The sequence below is a fragment of the Stappia sp. ES.058 genome (genome assembly GCF_900105595.1).
Lineage (GTDB): Bacteria > Pseudomonadota > Alphaproteobacteria > Rhizobiales > Stappiaceae > Stappia.
In genome coordinates, this window is record NZ_LT629784.1 from 3,708,264 (window position 1) to 3,725,934 (window position 17,671).

Annotated in this window: 19 protein-coding genes; 9 read left to right on the top strand and 10 right to left on the bottom strand. The window is 64.6% G+C overall.

Annotated features, from left to right (window positions below):
- Positions 1-4: 4 nt before the first annotated feature.
- Together BLU32_RS17200 and BLU32_RS17205 are read right to left on the bottom strand one after the other, a co-directional pair.
- Positions 5-706: an MOSC domain-containing protein gene (locus BLU32_RS17200; RefSeq protein ID WP_093808970.1), complete on the bottom strand. Its 702-nt coding sequence runs from the start codon at positions 704-706 to the stop codon at positions 5-7.
- Positions 703-1,245 (bottom strand): MarR family winged helix-turn-helix transcriptional regulator, encoded by a 543-nt coding sequence (locus BLU32_RS17205; RefSeq protein ID WP_093808972.1) that lies wholly within the window; start codon positions 1,243-1,245, stop codon positions 703-705. The genes BLU32_RS17200 and BLU32_RS17205 overlap by 4 nt, the downstream gene beginning before the upstream one ends.
- 213 nt (positions 1,246-1,458) lie before the next feature.
- On the opposite strand from BLU32_RS17205, the gene BLU32_RS17210 reads away from it, so the two are divergent.
- Positions 1,459-2,274: a hypothetical protein gene (locus BLU32_RS17210; protein WP_197673631.1), complete on the top strand. Its 816-nt coding sequence runs from the start codon at positions 1,459-1,461 to the stop codon at positions 2,272-2,274.
- On the opposite strand, the gene BLU32_RS17215 is transcribed toward BLU32_RS17210, so the two are convergent.
- Positions 2,271-2,993 (bottom strand): GH25 family lysozyme, encoded by a 723-nt coding sequence (locus BLU32_RS17215; RefSeq protein WP_093808974.1) that lies wholly within the window; start codon positions 2,991-2,993, stop codon positions 2,271-2,273. The genes BLU32_RS17210 and BLU32_RS17215 overlap by 4 nt on opposite strands.
- 186 nt (positions 2,994-3,179) lie before the next feature.
- Positions 3,180-3,617 (bottom strand): peptidoglycan-binding protein LysM, encoded by a 438-nt coding sequence (gene lysM / locus BLU32_RS17220; RefSeq protein WP_093808976.1) that lies wholly within the window; start codon positions 3,615-3,617, stop codon positions 3,180-3,182.
- 238 nt (positions 3,618-3,855) lie between these two features.
- Here lysM and BLU32_RS17225 point away from each other — a divergent pair, with 238 nt between their 5' ends.
- Positions 3,856-4,659 (top strand): exodeoxyribonuclease III, encoded by an 804-nt coding sequence (locus tag BLU32_RS17225; protein ID WP_093811233.1) that lies wholly within the window; start codon positions 3,856-3,858, stop codon positions 4,657-4,659.
- Positions 4,660-4,671: 12 nt separating this feature from the next.
- On the opposite strand, the gene BLU32_RS17230 is transcribed toward BLU32_RS17225, so the two are convergent.
- Positions 4,672-5,646: an NADPH:quinone oxidoreductase family protein gene (locus BLU32_RS17230; protein ID WP_093808978.1), complete on the bottom strand. Its 975-nt coding sequence runs from the start codon at positions 5,644-5,646 to the stop codon at positions 4,672-4,674.
- 166 nt (positions 5,647-5,812) lie between these two features.
- Here BLU32_RS17230 and BLU32_RS17235 point away from each other — a divergent pair, with 166 nt between their 5' ends.
- Positions 5,813-6,361, top strand: a complete 549-nt coding sequence (locus BLU32_RS17235; RefSeq protein WP_093808980.1) for an RNA methyltransferase — start codon at positions 5,813-5,815, stop codon at positions 6,359-6,361.
- Between the two features lie 9 nt (positions 6,362-6,370).
- Here the strand turns inward: BLU32_RS17235 and holA are convergent, their stop codons facing one another.
- The 3 genes from holA to leuS are packed head-to-tail and all read right to left on the bottom strand — an operon-like array spanning position 6,371 to position 10,586.
- On the bottom strand, positions 6,371-7,411 hold the full coding sequence (holA, locus tag BLU32_RS17240) for a DNA polymerase III subunit delta (RefSeq protein ID WP_093808982.1): 1,041 nt from the start codon (positions 7,409-7,411) through the stop codon (positions 6,371-6,373).
- Positions 7,412-7,417: 6 nt separating this feature from the next.
- On the bottom strand, positions 7,418-7,990 hold the full coding sequence (gene lptE / locus BLU32_RS17245) for an LPS assembly lipoprotein LptE (protein ID WP_093808984.1): 573 nt from the start codon (positions 7,988-7,990) through the stop codon (positions 7,418-7,420).
- Positions 7,977-10,586, bottom strand: coding sequence for a leucine--tRNA ligase (gene leuS, locus BLU32_RS17250; protein ID WP_093811235.1), 2,610 nt, complete (start codon positions 10,584-10,586; stop codon positions 7,977-7,979). Before leuS ends, lptE begins: the two co-directional genes overlap by 14 nt.
- A 204-nt stretch (positions 10,587-10,790) precedes the next feature.
- On the opposite strand from leuS, the gene BLU32_RS17255 reads away from it, so the two are divergent.
- On the top strand, positions 10,791-11,477 hold the full coding sequence (locus BLU32_RS17255; protein ID WP_093808986.1) for a YggS family pyridoxal phosphate-dependent enzyme: 687 nt from the start codon (positions 10,791-10,793) through the stop codon (positions 11,475-11,477).
- Positions 11,478-11,501: 24 nt separating this feature from the next.
- Here BLU32_RS17255 and BLU32_RS17260 read toward each other — a convergent pair whose 3' ends face one another.
- Entirely contained in the window at positions 11,502-12,944 is a 1,443-nt protein-coding gene (locus BLU32_RS17260; protein WP_093808989.1) for a TrkH family potassium uptake protein, read from the bottom strand.
- 413 nt (positions 12,945-13,357) lie between these two features.
- On the opposite strand from BLU32_RS17260, the gene ffh reads away from it, so the two are divergent.
- From ffh to rimM, 4 genes are all read left to right on the top strand, one after another.
- Complete coding sequence (ffh, locus tag BLU32_RS17265) at positions 13,358-14,896, top strand: signal recognition particle protein (protein ID WP_093808991.1); 1,539 nt, start codon at positions 13,358-13,360, stop codon at positions 14,894-14,896.
- Entirely contained in the window at positions 14,893-15,210 is a 318-nt protein-coding gene (locus tag BLU32_RS17270; RefSeq protein ID WP_371326936.1) for a chorismate mutase, read from the top strand. The genes ffh and BLU32_RS17270 overlap by 4 nt, the downstream gene beginning before the upstream one ends.
- A gap of 34 nt (positions 15,211-15,244) precedes the next feature.
- A complete protein-coding gene (gene rpsP, locus BLU32_RS17275; RefSeq protein WP_093808993.1) occupies positions 15,245-15,631 on the top strand; it encodes a 30S ribosomal protein S16 in 387 nt (128 codons plus the stop codon).
- An 85-nt stretch (positions 15,632-15,716) separates the two neighbouring features.
- Positions 15,717-16,253 (top strand): ribosome maturation factor RimM, encoded by a 537-nt coding sequence (gene rimM, locus BLU32_RS17280; RefSeq protein ID WP_244501728.1) that lies wholly within the window; start codon positions 15,717-15,719, stop codon positions 16,251-16,253.
- On the opposite strand, the gene BLU32_RS17285 is transcribed toward rimM, so the two are convergent.
- Entirely contained in the window at positions 16,214-16,714 is a 501-nt protein-coding gene (locus BLU32_RS17285; protein WP_093808996.1) for a hypothetical protein, read from the bottom strand. The genes rimM and BLU32_RS17285 overlap by 40 nt on opposite strands.
- 101 nt (positions 16,715-16,815) lie before the next feature.
- Between BLU32_RS17285 and trmD the strand changes: the two genes are divergently transcribed.
- Complete coding sequence (gene trmD, locus BLU32_RS17290) at positions 16,816-17,538, top strand: tRNA (guanosine(37)-N1)-methyltransferase TrmD (protein WP_093808998.1); 723 nt, start codon at positions 16,816-16,818, stop codon at positions 17,536-17,538.
- Positions 17,539-17,671: the final 133 nt, after the last annotated feature.

Below are 17,671 nucleotides of genomic sequence, written 5' to 3' on the forward strand. Positions count from 1 at the left end.
CCGGTCAGTCGGCAGCGCCGAGAAGGCGCGCCGACGTGTCCTCATGCAAAGCGTTCGCGGAAATCTTCGCGAATGCCTCACGCCAGCCGCCCGCAAGCTCTGGCAGGGCCGACAACTGCGCGGCCCGTGCCGGGTCGATCCGCTTGGTGAGGCGCGCGCGCGTGACCTCAAGCACGGTCCATTGCGGACAGGGGCGTTCGATAAGGTCCATCGCATCGCCGACAGCAACGCGACCTGTCTCCAGCACGCGATAATACCAGCCGGTGCGCCCCGTCTTCTGAAACGCCGCCGCCATGTCGTCGCGGCCGCGATGCGCGTTCAGCTTCCAGCAGGGCTGGCGGCCCTGGCAGATCTGCACCCGCGACGTCCCGAGGCGGAAGATATCGCCGATACAAACGCGGTCTTCGGTCAGACCAAAGGTGGAGAGGTTCTCACCGAAAGCGGCAGGCTTCGTGCCCGCCGGCAGATACCCTTCCGCAATCCAGGTCGCATAATGATCGGCCGCATAGTGATGCAGCGCCTTGTCCGCCCCGCCATGAACCGTGCGGTCGGCCTGCGCATCGACGACAAGCCCCTCGAAACCAATCTCGACGGCTTCGACGACGGCCTGCTTGGCTATGGCGGACGGTGATCTGCCCTCCCAGCGATCGGCGACGGCGCCGGCAAACAGCCCCTCCACGCGCGCTTCGATTTGTTCGTGGCTCATGCGGGCTCCTGTTCGTGGCAGATTTGCGTGGTTTCGTCGGTCTCCAGCGGCAGGGACAGAAGCGAACAGAACCCCCCTTCGTCACCCGGCCGGAAGTGCAGGCAGTTGCGGCAGATGCCGAAGGGCTTGTTGCCGCCGGCCCGCACCGCGCGACGAAGGAGGCCTTCCAGGTCGTTGGCAAGCGCCAGAAGATCCGGCTCGCGGATCTCGAACAAGGCCTCGGCGAGCGGCCCGGACCGCGAAGCCTCGCGCAGCCCGGCGTCCGTGACCCGGTAGGAAATCGATCGCTTGTCGGCCGTCGACCGCTCTTCGGCCACAAACCCCTTGCGCGCCAGGCTCTTGAGCGTCTGGGAAACCGTCCCCCGTGTGTTGCCGAGATAGTCGGCAACGACGGAGGGGCTGCGCGAAAAGCTGTTTGCCCGTACGAGATAATCGAGCGCCGCGCGCTGCGCCGGATTGATGTCGGCCTCCCAGTCGGCGCCGGCGTCGAGCCTGGCCAGACGATTTACGAGGCTGCGGATACGGTCGGTGGTTATCATGGCTTTTTATATCGAGTCGAAATTATATGTGCAATAGTTTCGACTCAATACTATCAAGGTGACGCACAACACATCACCTGAGGACCTTGCCATGATCCAACCTGCACTCATCGCCGCACTCGCAGCCTTCTTTTCCGCCAACGCCGCCCATGCAGGCGGCATGCACGCGGCCAACAGACAGGAGGCCATCCACACGCCGAAGGCTCGACCGAGGTGGCGGCCTTCGACATTCTCGCCGCCCACGTCCATCGGGATGGCCGCGTCGTCACGTTTCACATGACCACTGCCGGGGCCGCCGGAACAGTCACCCCAGATCCCTTGGGCGACCTCGCCGGCGCGCCGATCCATAGCTACGTCTGGCCGACCTCGCTTGATCCCGCGACCGTCGGCTTCGAGACCGGCAGCGGTATTCTGGCGCTGGCCGCAACCAGCCATCCGGATTTCGATGACACGCCGCTGTTCGATGAAAACCGCGATGGTGATCCCGCGAACGACGGGGCGGACTGGCACAGCCACTGGGTCGTCCTGACGGCAGACGAAGGCTGCCCCGAAGGCGCGCTGGGCGTGCGCAACATCCCCGATGGCGCAACACCCCGGCTGCCCGCGACCTGGCCCGGCCTCCCGCTCTATATCGACAGCCCCGGATATAGCCCACTGTTTGACGGGCCGGAGATTTCGGTGAGCGTTCCCCTGGCAGCCACCGCTGCTCCGGCCGGAACCGCATACGACGGAGTCACCGCAGCGCTTCGGGTTCATGCCAGCGTGCATGCTCCGCTTCTCTGCGTGGAAGACGTCTTCGACGTCGCCTCGGGCGATCTCAGCCTGCCTCTGGGCGGATGCAGTAGCCCCTCGCCCAGAGGCAGGAAACACGGACGGCGGGCCGACGCAGCCTGCCGTGGCATCTCGGGCCAGGCGCAACGCAAGACGGACAAACGAAAACGGCACCCGACAAATCTGCCGGGTGCCGCGATAATTGGCTCTTTTGGCCGGACGACCGATGAAGCAAACGCTCCACCCGCTCAGCCCTAGCCCTTCAACTCGCCCTTCAGCCATTTGCGCCACTGCGAACGCGTGCCGAAGAAGACGTTGCGGTCGACGTTGCCCTTGATGCCGTCGACCCGGCCGGTCGCGGTGTACTGCCAGAACACCCAGTCGGTGCGCTTTTCGTACTTGCGGTCCGGGTGGCTTGCGACCGAGCGCAGCCAGAAATCGTAGCTGTTCTTGGCCCCGACCAGACGGTCGCGATGAAAATCGACCGAGGAATAGATCACAGGCCGCTTGCCGTAGTGACGCTCCACCGCCTCGAGGAACTTGCGCATATCGCGAATAACCTCGGGCCGCGCCGGACGGTCGCGACAAGTCTTGGAGTAGGCGTTCCACTCCATGTCGAGCACGGGCGGCAGCGCATCGGGGTCGTTCGGCACATTCTCGATGAACCAGGCAATCTGGTCCTCGACCGGGCGGCAGAAATAATAGAAATGATACGCCCCGCGCGGGACGCCGGCGGCCTTGGCCGCGTACCAGTTCTCAAGAAACTTCGGATCGAGATAATCGCCGCCCTCGGTCGCCTTGATGAAGGCGAACTCCGTTCCGGCCTGCCTGACCCGCATCCAGTCGATATCGCCCTGATAGCGGGCGACGTCGATACCGTGGATCGCAAAATCCTCCGGTGTCGGGTCCGGAAAGTCGAACGCCGCACAGGCGGCGAGGGACAAGGCACAAATCAGGGATAACACGCGCGCCAGCATCGCTCTCTCTTCGGTCCACGAGAGCCGGGCCGCACAGGCCCGGTCTCTTCCCCTCCAACCAGGGGCGACCGTATGGCCAAACCGTTAAGGAACGGCTTACCAAGCGGGAGGAGCGAAATTGCGGTGGGCCGCGCCTTTCGGCGCGACCTCACGCGATTGTGATCGCAAACCGGCGTTCGGACAGCTTCAGTCGGCGGCAGGAACGCGCAGGACCTGACCGGGATAGATCTTGTCAGGATGCGACAGCATCGGCTTGTTGGCCTCGAAGATCGCCATGTATTTGGAACCGTCGCCATAGGTCTTGGTCGCCACGGCCCAAAGCGTGTCACCCGTCTCCACGGTGTGGAACGTCGCTTCCGCGACGGCGTCTGCCACCGCGATTTCCTCTTCGACCTTGGCCACACCAAGCACGTTTCCAACCGCCAGGATGAGCTTTTCGCGCGCTTCCTGGGTGGGCGCTGCGCCGGCGATCTTCACCGTGTCGCCGGAAACCTCGACCTTGACGTCGCCGTCGAGACCAAGGGCGGCCACTTCCTTTTCGATCGCCTCGGCGGCGGTCGCCTCGGGGTCGTCGCTGCCAAAGAGCGACTTGCCCGCGTCTTTCACGAAATCGAAAAAGCCCATACCACAACCCCTTACCCTGCCGGTCGGTTCATCCGCCGGACCATCCTCGCTCCGTCACGCACAAGATACACGCGCGGACGGATCCTTTATCGCGGCGGCGACCGCATCCGGCAAGCGAATTGGGCGGCGGCGGCGATCGGCCCGCACGCCCCGCTTGGCGCTTGCATCGCCGCGCCGGGACTGGCATGTCGGCAACGAACCCTTCGTCTTCCCGACCCGCGCGCGAGCGAATTCCGTCATGACCGACCATCTGACCGTCGCCACCTGGAACATCAACTCGGTGCGCCTGCGCATGCCGATCGTGGAAAAGCTCATTCTGGACGAGGGGCCGGATATCATCTGCCTTCAGGAGACCAAGTGTCCGGACGGGAACTTCCCGTTCGCCCCGCTGCGCAAGCTTGGCTACGAACACATCGCGATCAACGGGCAGAAGGGCTATCACGGCGTGGCGACGATCTCGCGCCGGCCGTTCCTGTCGCAGGAGAAGATCGACTATTGCGCCAAGGGCGACAGCCGCCATGTCTGCGTCGATGTCGACTTCGCCGGCTCGCGGTTTTCGCTGCACAATTTCTATGTTCCCGCCGGCGGCGACGAGCCAGACCCGGAGATCAACGACAAGTTCGCGCACAAGCTCGCGTTCCTCGACGAGATGGGCGAGCGCTTCGCGTCCCTCGAGGGATCGCAGATGATCGTCGGCGATCTCAACATCGCGCCCTATGAGCACGATGTCTGGTCGCACAAGAAGCTCTTGAAGGTCGTCAGCCACACACCGCGCGAGTGCGAACTGCTGGAAGCGGTGCGCGCCGCCGGCGGGCTCACCGACGTGATGCGCAATTTCGTGCCGCCGGAGGAAAAGCTCTACACTTGGTGGAGCTACCGCGCCAAGGACTGGTCGGCCGCCGACAAGGGCCGTCGCCTCGATCACGTGTGGACATCACCGGATGTTGCCGCTGCGGCAACGCGCATGGAGGTGCTGCGTGCCGCACGCGGCTGGGAAAAGCCCTCCGATCACGCACCGGTGCTGACGCGGCTTCAGGCCTGAGCCGCACCCGGCCTACGGCCGGATGATCACCTTGCCCTGCACCTTGCGGTCGGCCAACTGGCGCAGCGCCGAAGTCGTCTCGTCCAGCGAAAACACCCCGTGAATATGCGGGCGAATGCGCCCCTCGCCGATCCAGGCGAGCAATTGCGCCATGTTGTCGCGATGCTCGTCCGGCTCCCGGACGATGGCCTCCCCCCAGAAGACGCCGAGAACGTCGCACCCCTTGAGAAGAACCAAATTGAGCGGAAGCTTCGGAATGTCACCGGCGGCAAAGCCGATCACCAAGTAGCGCCCGCGCCAGCCGGTGGCGCGCAGGGCCGCCTCGGTGTAGGCACCGCCGACCGGATCGTAGACCACATCGACGCCACAGCCGTCGGTCAGGTCCTTTAGCCGGGTCTTGAGATCTTCCTCAGCGTAATTGACGAGGTCGTCGGCGCCACGCCCGCGGGCCAGTTCCAGCTTTTCCGCGCTTGAGGCGCAGGCGATCACCCGCGCGCCCATCGCCTTGGCGATCTCGACCGCAGCGAGCCCGACGCCGCCGGACGCACCGAGCACCGCCACCGTCTCACCCGCCTGCAGGTTTGCACGATCCCGGAAAGCATGCAGCGTCGTACCATAAGTGACGGTCAGGCCGGCCGCGTCGTCTTCGCCGACCTCATCGGGCAGCGCCACGAGATCGTCCTCGGTCGCAATGACCGCCTCGCGCACCGCGCCCCATTTGACGTATCCCATGACACGGTCGCCCGGCTCGAACAGCTCGACGCCCTCACCGACGGCCTTCACCGTTCCGGCGAATTCCGCACCGGGTGAAAACGGCGGTTCGGGGCGAAACTGGTATTTGCCCTCGATGATCAACGTATCGAAGAAATTGAGCGCGGCAGCACCCACCTGAACCAGAACCTCTCCCGGCGCCGGAGCCGGCTCCTCGACATCCGCGATCACCAGGTTCTCCGGCGGTCCGAGCCGCTCGCACACGACAGCTTTCACGTTCTTGCCCCCATCTTGCGCACATGATGCACCTTGCGCATCCGCAGTCCCCGGATTTCGCTAGCACGGACACACCCTCGTTAAAAGATGCAATACCCCGCATGCTTGCCTTGGCGGGATCTGAAGGGTATTCCCGGGCACCGGTTTCAATCCACAGGCAGGTCACATGCGCGGTTATTTCGCCGTCGGCGCGGAAGGCATTTCCAAACCGATGAACCTTGGCAATCTCATGCGCTCGGCACACGCCTTCGGTGCGAGCTTCTTCTTCACCGTCGATGCGGACAAGAAAATTCGCAAGGCGCCCCCTTCCGATACATCGAAGAGCACGGGCCATCTGCCGCTGTTTCACTGGGATAGCCTCGACGATATCGACTTGCCACGGGGGTGCCAGCTTGTCGGCGTCGAGCTCACCGACGAGTCCGTCGACCTCCCGAGCTTCATGCATCCGCTGCAAGCGGCCTATGTCCTGGGCCCCGAACGCGGGTCGCTTTCGCCGGAGATGCGGGCGCGCTGCGCGCATCTGATCAAGATCCCGACGAAGTTCTGCCTGAACATCGCGATCGCCGGTGCCATCGTTCTCTATGACCGGCATCGGGTTCACGGCCAATATGCGGATCGACCGGTGTCCGCGGGCGGCCCGAAGACACCGCGCACCGCCCACAAGCATGGCGGGCCGATCATGCGCACCGACCGCAAGATACCGGGCTGGGAGTAAACGCCCGGATCAGCGGCGGGCACGCACGCGTGCAACGCGCGTCAGCGTCAAAAGAACGTCGCTGACAAGCGCCGTCGCGAGCGTTTGCGACTTGCGCGCATCCGCGACAGCACGTCCGAGCCGCTCCCCGGCCTTGCCGAGATCCGCCTGCGACCAGATCGAGATCTGCCGCTGGACGGCGGCCTTGCGCTTGAAGAAGACGGGCGGGCGGATCTGGTCCACTGCACGCGCCGCCGGCAGGCCGCGGTCGACGTCCGCGCGCGCGCGCGAAAGCATCTGGAAATGCCTGAGCGCCATGCCGGCGATCATGTCCGGACGCTGACCGGTCGCTTCCAGCCGCTCCAGACCATGGTCGAGCGTGGCGAGATCGCCAAGGGCCGCCGCATCGATCAGGACGTCGACCGCAAAGGCCGAGGCATCGCCGATCACCGCCTCCACGTCGACGGTCTCCACGCGACCGCGCCCGTGGGCATAGAGGCACAGCTTGCGGACCTCACCGCGGCTTGCCAGGCGGTCGGCGCCGAGCAGGCTCATCAAGGCCTGGCGCGCCTCGCGGGAAATCGTCAGATTCGCGTCGCGCAGTTCCGCGTCGATCACCCGTTCAAGATCGCGTTCCGCATCCGCATAGCAGGCGATGGCGACGGCCGTCTTGTCGCTTTCGATCTTGCGCCGCAGCCCGACGCCCTTTTTCAGGTCGCCCGCCTCGATCACCACGAAGGCGCTGGCCGGATCGATTTTTCCAAGAAGCGGCTCGACGGCGGCCGAGATGTTCTTGCCCGCCCCGTCGCGCACCCAGACGACGCGACGTCCGCCGAACATGGAAATCGTCATCGCCTCATCGATAAGGCGCGCGGGATCGGAGGCGATGTCGGCAGCATCGAGCTTGACGAGGGAAAAAGGGTCGTCCGCCCCGCCGGACGCATGGGCGACAAGCGCCTGCGCGCGTTCCGACACCAGCCCGGCATCGGGACCGAAGACCAGAACCAGCGGCACATTGTCCGGCGGCCGGGCAATGAAGCGCTCGACATCGCCGGCCTTGAGCGCGACCATCGCCGGTCAGCCGCGCGTTGCGAAAAAGCCGGCAAGCCGAGTCTGGATATTCCTCGCAACGGTCTTGGCCGCCCGGTCTTCCGCATCGCGTTCGGCGCGCAGGTTGGCAAAGCGCTGGCTGGAGAAGTCGAACGATGCCGTGCCGAAGGCCCGCCCGGTCTCGAGCGTCCTGCCGGTCCCGATGTCGCTTAGCACATAGGTCGCGTTCACCGTCACCGTGTAGGCGGACGGAACGTCGGCAAGCCTCTCGACGCCGACCTCATTGAGCGGCCGGTCGATCAGGACCTTCAGCCGGTAGGCCGGCTCAGGCGCCTCGCGCCCGCGGCGGAAGCCGAAAATCAGTTCATTGCGCAGAACCTGACCGACCCGGTCCAGGTCGCGGCTCGAGGCCGTTTCCACCGTGTCGATGTCGATACGGGCCAGCTTTTCGCTCAGGGCAGGCGAACCGCCCGGCGTGCCCAATGTGCCGTAAAGCGGACGCACCTGACAGCCCGCAACGGCAAGGGATGCGCCAAGAACCAGCGCAAGCGCGGCTCGGCGGGTCGGGCTCGCGCCCTTCAAGCGATCAGACGACGACATTCACGATCCTCTGCGGCACGACGATGATCTTGCGCGCCGGCTTGCCGTCGAGCGCCCGCACCACCGCCTCAAGCTTCAGCGTAGCCGCTTCGACCTCCTCTTTGGAAGCCTCTCTTGAGATCGTGAGATCCGCGCGCTTCTTTCCGTTGACCTGGACGGGAAGCATCACCGTCGCCTCGACGAGCAGCTCTTCCTCGACGTCTGGCCACGGCGTGGTCGCCAGCAGTTCGGCGTGCCCGAAAACGCTCCAGCATTCCTCGGCCAGATGCGGCGCCATCGGCGCCATCATCTGCACGAGATAGCTGGCCGCCTCGCGGATTGCAAAGCGCAGGTCGTTTGTCTCGTAGCCCGCCTGATAGGCCTTGCTCAGCGTATTCACCAGTTCGTACAGCCGGGCAACGGCCCGGTTGAAGGCCAGCGCCTCGATATCGGCGGATACGGCGGCGCAGGTCTTGTGCGTGGCGCGGCGCAAGGCGGTTGCGGCGTCTCCGACCTTTCGCGGGCGCACCCGGGCGGGAACATTGTCGACGATATCGTTCACCAACCGCCAGACGCGCTGCATGAACCGCCAGGAGCCCTGGACACCGGCTTCCGTCCATTGCACGTCGCGCTCGGGCGGGCTGTCGGACAACATGAACCAGCGGGCCGTGTCCGCGCCGTAGGTCTCGATGATGTCCGTCGGATCGACCGTGTTGCGCTTCGACTTCGACATCTTCTCGATGGAGCCGATCGTGACCGCGCCGCCGCCCTCGGCGAGGACCGCGCGACGTGCGTCCCCCTCGCCTTCGATGCGCACGTCGCTCGGCGCGACCCAGGAGCCGTCGGCGCTTCGGTAGGTCTCATGCGTGACCATGCCCTGGGTGAAAAGACCCTTGAAAGGCTCCTTCACATCCAGATGCCCGGTCTCCGACATCGCCCTGGCGAAGAAGCGCGAATACAAGAGATGCAGGATCGCGTGCTCGATGCCGCCGATGTACTGGTCGACCGGGAGCCAGGCGTTCGCGGCCTCGGGATCGGTCGGCGTTTCCGCCTTCGGATCGGCGAAACGCGCGAAATACCAGGACGAATCCACGAAGGTGTCCATCGTGTCGGTCTCGCGCCGCGCCGGACCGGCACAGGAGGGGCACTCGACATGCCGCCATGTCGGATGCCGATCAAGCGGGTTGCCCGGCTTGTCGAAGTCGATGTCGTCGGGCAGTTCGACGGGCAGGTCCTTGACCGGAACGGGCACGACGCCGCAATCGTCGCAATGCACGACCGGGATCGGGCAGCCCCAGTAGCGCTGCCGAGAGATCCCCCAGTCACGCAGCCGGTAGTTCACCTGCCGCTCCGCTTGCGACATGCCGCCAACATGCTGGAGTTCAAGCTTTACCGATACCGCGTATGTGGCGTCCTCGACGCTGAGACCGTCCATGAAATCCGAATTGTAGATCGTGCCCTCGTCGAGAAAGGCTTCGCTCCCGATCTCGAAGGTTTCCGGATCCGCGCCGAACGGCAGAACAACCGGCTTCACCGGAAGGCGGTACTTTCGGGCAAAATCGAGATCCCGCTGGTCATGGGCCGGACAGGCGAAGATCGCTCCGGTGCCGTAATCCATGAGGATGAAGTTGGCGATATAGACCGGCAAAGTGACCTCGGGGTCGAGCGGATGCACCACGCTCAGGCCCGTGTCGATGCCGATCTTGTCCGCCGTTTCGATCGCCTCCGCCGAAGTGCCCATGTGGTGGCACTGCTCGATGAAGTCCGCGACCTTTGGATTGTCCTCGGCCAGCTTGAGGGCAATCGGATGATCCGGTGACAACCCCATGAAGGACGCACCATAGAGCGTGTCCGGACGGGTGGTGAAAATCTCGAGCGTCGTGTCGCCCGTGGGCGCCGGGCTGGTGAACTCGAAGCGCACCCTGAGGCCTTCCGACCGGCCAATCCAGTTCTTCTGCATCAGCCTGACCTTTTCCGGCCAGCGATCGAGCGTCTCGATCGAGGTCAGCAGGTCCTCCGACCAGTCGGAGATCTTGAAGAACCACTGCGTCAGCTCGCGCTGCTCGACCAGGGCGCCGGAGCGCCAGCCCCGGCCGTCGATCACCTGCTCGTTGGCGAGCACGGTCATGTCGACCGGATCCCAGTTGACCTTGGAGTTCTTGCGGTAGGCGAGGCCCGCCTTCAGGAAATCCAGGAACAGCCGCTGCTGCTGCGCGTAATATTCCACATCGCAGGTCGCGAATTCGCGCGCCCAGTCAAGCGACAGCCCCATGATCTGGAGCTGTGCCCGCATCGTGTCGATGTTTTGATAGGTCCATTCGCGCGGATGCACCTTGTTCTGCATCGCCGCGTTTTCCGCCGGCATCCCGAAGGCGTCCCACCCCATGGGATGCAGCACATTGAAACCCTTCGCCCGCTTGTAGCGCGCCACCACATCGCCCATGGCATAATTGCGCACATGGCCCATATGGATCCGGCCGGACGGATAGGGGAACATCTCCAGGACATAATATTTGGGGCGCGGGTCGTCGTTCACCGTGGCGAACACCTGCGTCTCGTCCCAGACCCTTTGCCAGCGGCTTTCCGCATCGCGGGCGTTATAGCGCTCAGTCGCCATGATCTTGAATGTGTATCCCGTGACTATGATGAAATCGCTTGGCGCGACAGTCACCAGAAATCACGCGTGCGGTCAACCTGCATCGCACCGTCTCGCGCCCTTGCAATCGACGCCGCAAGACGGCATGTCCCTCCCACGGGACGACGGAATGTGCCGCTGGCCGCACCGAAACCCTGACCGGATCAACAAACCACGGGAGCGATCATGTCCGCCACTTCCAACAAGGATGCTGCCGCGCGGCTGGCAGATGTGCGCGCCGCGATCGCTGCCGCCGAGCGCGAGGCCGGGCGCGATGAGGGGACTTGCCGGCTCATCGCGGTGTCCAAGACGTTCGACGCGGAGGCGATCCGCCCGGTTCTGGAGAGCGGACAACGCATCTTCGGTGAAAACCGCGTGCAGGAAGCGCAAGGCAAATGGCCGGAGTTGCGCGCCGATTTCGACGACCTCGAGCTGCATCTGATCGGCCCGCTGCAGTCCAACAAGGCCCACGATGCCGTTGCGCTCTTCGATGTCATTCACACGATCGACCGCGAGAAGATCGCGCGAGCGCTGAAGGCGGAGTGCGAGAACCAGGGGCGGACCTTGCGCTTCTTCATCCAGGTCAACACCGGCGAGGAACAGCAAAAGGCCGGGATCGCGCCCGGCGACGCCGATGCCTTCATCGCGCTGTGCCGCGACGAACTCCGGCTCGATATCGCCGGATTGATGTGTATTCCGCCAGTGGAAGACATGCCGGGCCCGCATTTTGCATTGCTGCAGAAGATCGCCGCCCGCAACAGTCTGCCGGAGCTGTCGATGGGCATGTCAGCGGATTACGAGACGGCCATCCGTTTCGGCGCGACCTGCGTGCGCGTCGGATCGGCAATTTTCGGAACCCGCGATACCCATTAATCCGTCTTTGATGCTCGCAGGGGATTAGCGCTCCAGCCAAAAATCCGGGGTCAGGATGATGATGCCGGAAACGATTTCCAGCCGGCCCAGGATCATCTGGAAGGCAAGCAGCCACTTCACCACGTCCGGCAGCGACTGGAACGTGCCGGACGGACCAATGATCGGCCCGACCCCCGGTCCGACGTTCGCCAGCGCGGTGATGGATCCGCTGAGCGCCGTCTCCGCGTCGAGACCGGCAGCGGCATAGAGCAGCGCAAACACTGCGAAGGTCACGGCGTAGAGCAGACCGAAGACGAGAACGCCCTCGCTCACGCTCGGGCTGAGGCGCTCGCCGGCGAAATGCGGTTCCGCAATCCTGTGCGGTCGGCACATGCCGGCCACCAGCGAGCGGATCAACTGGATCAGCACCAGCATGCGGAAGGCCTTGAAGCCGCCGGAGGTCGAGCCGCTGCAACCGCCCAGGAAGGTCGCCAGAAAGAACAACGCCGTGGCGAAGGCCCCCCACTGCAGATAGTCGCCAGCGGCATATCCGGTCGTGGTGATGATCGACACCACATGAAAGACGGAGAGCGTCAGTTCGCGAAACGGCGTGTCGGTCGCCCCCAGATGCAGCACGACAAAAGCCGCAAGGCTTGCTGCTGTGGCAAGTGCAACGAAGAAGGTCACCTGCTCATGGTCGCGAAAGTCGCCCCGCTCCACCACGCGCATCATGAACAGGAACGGAAGGCCGGACAAAAGCATGAAGACGGTCGCGATCCACAAGATTGCCAGGCTGTCGAACTGCCCCATGGACTGGTCCGAGGTCGAAAATCCGCCGGATGAAACCGTGGTCAGCGCGTGGTTGAGCGCCTGAAAACCGGTCATCCCGGCAATGCGGTAGAGGGCCATGCAGACAATGGTCAATCCGCAATAGAGCAGAAGCAGGCGAACCAGAAACGGCTCGATCCGCCCATAGGGCTTGGCCGAGGTTTCCGAGGATTCAATGGCAAAGAGCTGCGAGCCACCGACCCGCAGGCCCGGCAGCAGCCAGATCCCGAGCACGACGATGCCGATCCCGCCGACCCATTGCAGCAGCGACCGCCAGAGCAGGATCCCGGGTGGCATCTGATCGAGGCCGGTGAGCACGGTGGCGCCGGTTGTTGTCAGTCCGGACGCCGCCTCGAACACGGCATCGGTGAGGGAAAGGTTCAAACCGCTCAGGTAGAGCGGAAGCGCGCCGGCAAGGCTGAAGGCCAGCCACGCGGCGTTGACCAGCACCAGCGTTTCGCGAATGCCGAGCCGATGATCGCTCTTCAGGAAGGCGAGCGTGGCCACACTGCCGAAACAGCCGACGATCAAGGCGGCAACGGCAAAGCCGACCCAGTCCGGATTGCCGGCAAGGAGGTCGGCTGCAGCCGGTAGCAGCATGAACAAGGACAGGAGAACCATCAGCCGCCCGACGGGCAGCGCAACCGCACGGTAATCCATACGAGAGGATCCTCGATATTGCAGAAGCGCCGCACGCCGGATCGGAGCACGGGTGCGCACGCATGGTGAACCCCCTACTCCCATTTGGCAGCGTCCCGCAATGGAAGAGAGGCCGAGGGCAGCCGGAATCACCGCGGCAGCACGCGTTTTTCTTGACTCGTGGTCGAATATCGGGCACGAGCATCCGAACTCCGCAAGAGTGACGAAATTTCAGACAGCCGACCGGGACCCGCGAAGGTCTAAAGAGATCCCGGAGGTCAACACCCGACAGCGCGATGCGCCCTCGGGTGGCGCATGTCTTTGTATGGCGCGCGGCTGCAGTCGGGGTTTCGTCGTCTGGCGCGTCACGGCGCCGGGTTCAGGGACACGCCCTTTAAGCCCGGCGAAAACGGCAACCCCGGAAGGGCCGAAGCATGTTCGAAAGTCTGTCCGATCGCCTGAGCGGCATCCTCGACAAGCTGACGCGACGCGGCGCGCTGTCGGAGGCCGACGTTGGAGAAGCGCTGCGCGAGGTTCGCCGCGCGCTGATCGAGGCCGACGTGGCGCTTCCCGTGGTGAAGTCCTTCACTGACAAGGTTCGCAACCGCGCCGTGGGCCAGGAAGTCCTCAAATCGGTAACGCCGGGTCAGCAGGTCGTCAAGATCGTGCACGACCAACTGGTCGAAATGCTGGGCTCTCAGGCTGAGCCCATCGACCTCAACGCGCCGGCGCCGGTCGCGATCATGATGGTCGGCCTGCAGGGCTCGGGCAAGACCACCTCCACCGCCAAGATCGCCCTGCGTCTCACCCGCGACGACAAGCGCAAGGTCCTCATGGCCTCGCTCGACACCCGCCGTCCGGCGGCGCAGGAACAGCTCAAGGTTCTGGGCGAGCAGAACGGCATCGACACGCTGCCGATCGTCGCCGGCCAGTCTCCGGTCCAGATCGCCTCGCGCGCCGCAACCGCCGCGAAGCTCGGCGGCTATGACGTTGTGCTGCTCGACACCGCCGGTCGCACCCATATCGACGAGCCGCTGATGGCGGAGATGGCGGAGATCAAGGCGGCGACCGATCCGCACGAGATCCTGCTCGTCGCCGACTCGCTGACGGGTCAGGATGCCGTCAATCTCGGCCAGTCGTTCAACGAACGCGTCGGCATCACCGGCATCGTGCTGACCCGAATGGACGGCGACGGTCGCGGCGGTGCGGCGCTTTCCATGCGCGCCGTGACCGGCAAGCCGGTCAAGCTCATCGGCACCGGCGAAAAGTCTGACGCGCTTGAGGAGTTTCATCCCTCGCGCATCGCCGACCGGATCCTCGGTATGGGCGACATCGTCTCGCTTGTCGAAAAGGCGTCGCGGGAACTCGACCAGGAACAGACGGCCAGGATGGCCGCGAAGATGCAGAAAGGCACCTTCGACCTGGAAGACCTCGCCGAACAGCTCAAGCAGATGGAAAAGCTCGGCGGCATGTCCGGCATCATGGGCATGATGCCCGGTGTCGGTAAACTGAAGAAGCAGATGGGCGCCGCCAATCTCGACGACAAGGTGGTCAAGCGCCAGGTCGCGATCATCCAGTCGATGACGCCGCATGAACGCCGCAAACCCGACCTGCTCAAGGCAAGCCGCAAGAAGCGCATCGCTTCAGGGTCCGGCGTCGACGTCGCCTCCGTCAACAAGCTGTTGAAAATGCACCGCCAGATGGCGGACATGATGAAGCAGATGGGCAAGGGCAAGGGCGGCATGTTCTCCAAGATGATGGGCGGCATGGGCATGCCCGGCGGCGGCATGCCGTCGATGGATCCCAAGGAACTGGAAAAGCTTGCCAAGTCCGGTCAGTTGCCGGGCCCGATGCCCGGCGGCTCCGGCGGCGGCCTTCCGCCCGGAATGCCGGGACTTCCCGGCGGCATGGGTGGTGCGAAGCTGCCGGGTCTTGGCGGCATGCCCGGCATGGGGCGGGGAAAGAAAAAATGACCGGTAGCGCTGAACAGATCCTCGATCCGGCGTCGGTGGCGATGGAAGAACTGACGCTGCTGCGCGGCTCCATCGACAACATCGATGCAGCCCTGATCCACATGCTCGCCGAACGCTTCAAATGCACCCAGAAGGTCGGCGTGCTGAAAGCGCAACACAATCTTCCGCCCGCCGATCCGGCGCGCGAGGACCGGCAGATCGCGCGACTGCGATCGCTTGCCAGGGACGCCAATCTCGATCCCGATTTCGCGGAAACCTTCCTGAACTTCATCGTCAAGGAAGTCATCCGCCACCACGAAGCCATTCGCGGCTGATGCCGCGAACACCAAACACACAGGAGATACCCCGATGGCTTTGAAAATTCGTCTCGCCCGTGGCGGCGCCAAGAAGCGCCCGTTCTACCGCATCGTGATCGCCGACGTGCGCTCGCCGCGCGACGGCCGTTTCATCGAGAAGGTCGGCAGCTACGATCCGATGCTGCCCAAGGACAACGAGAACCGCATCACGCTGGACGCCGAGCGCATCCAGCATTGGCTGAGCCACGGCGCGAAGCCGACCGACCGCGTGCACCGTTTTCTCGATGCCGCCGGCCTGTTGACGCGCGAGGCGCGCAACAACCCGAACAAGGCGGAGCCGGGCCAGAAGGCCAAGGAGCGTGTTGAAGCCCGCAAGCAGGCTGCCGAGGATGCGGCCGCTGCTGCGGCCTCCGAGGGCGAAGAAGCCGCCGCCGAGTAATCGACGGGACATCGAAGGCCCGCGCCGCGCCCGACGGCGCGACGCGGGCTTTTTCGTGCCTGCCCCTTGAAGGAGCCGCATTGTCTTGGCGCAAGACCGTATCCTGATGGCCCGCATCGGGGCCGCCCATGGCATTCGCGGCGAAGTCCGGGTCAAGCCCTTCGGCGACGATCCGCTGTCATTTACCGACTACGGACCGCTGGAAACGGCCGACGGCAAGCGCCGGCTGACGGTCTATGCCGCGCGCGTTCAAAAGAACATGGTGATCACCCGCTTCGAGGGGATCGACGACCGCAATGCCGCCGAAGCGCTGAACGGGCTCGACCTCTACATCTCCAGAAGCGCCCTTCCCGATCTTGAAGAAGACGATGATTTCTATCACGCCGATCTGCTCGGTCTGCGCGCGCGCACTGCTGAGGGCGAAGACCTTGGCAAGATCGTCGCCGTGCCCGATTTCGGCGCCGGCGCGTTGCTTGAGATCCGCCCCGACATCGGGACGTCCTTCTTCGTTCCCTTCACGCGCGACGCCGTGCCGGAGGTCGACCTGACGGACGGGAAGGTGACGGTGGTGCTTCCGCCGGACTATGAGGACGACGACGAGGAGCGGGACGACGACGCCTGAACCGGCAGACGTTCCGTCTCCAGCAGGTCGATTTCCAACGCGGGATCGCCCGCCGTATCGGCCAAAGCCGCGCGGGTCTCGGAACGGACCAGAACGACGATGGCGACGACCAGCGCGACACCGACGCTGTTGGCCGCGACATCGAGGAGCGAGGCATGATGGTGCGGGGTGATCGCCTGGACGCCCTCGCCGGCGATTCCCATCAGCATCGCCGCACCGGCCGAAAGCCGCAGCCGGCAACAGAAGAACGCGTGGATCGCCAGGGTCAGGAGTGCGAAGAAGACGAGGTGCTGGACCTTGTCCCAGGGGTGATCGAGACCGGTGTTGAACACAAGGCCCACAGTGACGCCATAAGCGATCAGGACGAAGAGCGGCAGGACCCGCCCGAGCGAAAGATCGATATGGTCGCGCTCGGCATGGCGCCGGATCCAGCGCGGCAGGAGAATGCTGATACTTGGCATGAAGACCTCGCGTAAGAGACGCGAGTCTAGCCCGTCAATCTTTAACCAAGCGTTCCCGCCGGCCGAGACCCGGGAACGCAACACACGACACCGGAGAACCGATGCGCTTCGACGCAACCGTCCTGACGCTCTATCCGGAAATGTTCCCGGGCCCGCTCGGCGCTTCGCTGTCCGGCAAGGCGCTGACCCGCGGCGACTGGTGCCTTGAGGCCCGGCAAATCCGCGATCACGCGAGCGACAGACATCGCTCCGTCGACGACACGCCCGCCGGCGGCGGCGCCGGCATGGTTCTGCGGCCCGACATTCTGGCGGCCGCCATCGATGCCGCATCTCCGGCGGACGACCCGCGACCGCGCCTGCTCATGAGCCCGCGCGGCCGCCCGCTCGACCAAGCGCGGGTGCGCGGGCTCGCCGCCGGTCCCGGTGCCGTGATTGTCTGCGGGCGGTTCGAGGGCGTCGACCAGCGCGTGATCGACAGCCGCGCCCTTGAGGAGGTGTCCATCGGCGACTACATCCTGTCCGGCGGCGAGATCGCCGCCATGGTACTTCTCGACGCCGTGGTCCGCCTGCTTCCCGGTGTCATGGGCAACGCGGAAAGCGGCACGCGCGAAAGCTTCGAGACCGGGCTGCTCGAACATCCGCAGTACACACGACCGCGCGAGTTCGAAGGCCTGCCGATCCCCGACGTCCTCACCTCCGGCGACCATGCTCGCATCGAGGCCTGGCGGCAGTCCGAGGCCGAACGCTTGACCCGCGATCGCCGACCCGATCTCTGGGACGCCCATCGCGCCGCAAAGAGCACGGAACCGGCAAAAAACACATGACAAATGCGGCCTCATGCGCTAATTACCGGCCCACTCGGGTGCTGTTTCGGTGCCGCGTGCGGGTTATGGCGTGCATGATTGCCATCTGATCGCACCGGCAATGCGTGAAACGGCGGACCCAAAGACATTCCAT